The sequence below is a fragment of the Alkalibacterium sp. s-m-28 genome (genome assembly GCF_054658175.1).
The window spans coordinates 1-216 of sequence record NZ_BAAGIQ010000528.1; the positions used below are offsets into that span (position 1 = coordinate 1).

The following is a 216-nucleotide window of genomic DNA, read 5'->3' on the forward strand; positions in this document are numbered from 1 at the left end:
AATCGCTCTCCAGGTGTGCTTTCGCTTGATGTTTAAAGTATTCCCAATTGTAATTCACCGATGTTTGTCTTTGGTTCCCCTTCGGGGTTTTGGCTAGTTTATTCAGCCTGTCATCCATTTGTTCCTTGTCTGCTGTGTACACTTTAAACTGACGCGTATATCCCTGTTTATCCACACGTGTGCTGTAGTGGGTAAAACTAAACCGCACACCGTCCA

General features: G+C 44.4%; 1 pseudogene. It reads right to left on the reverse strand.

The annotated features are described in order from the left end of the window. Positions 1 to 216, reverse strand: a pseudogene (locus tag ACYQ4S_RS13130) (IS5/IS1182 family transposase); the annotation flags it as partial.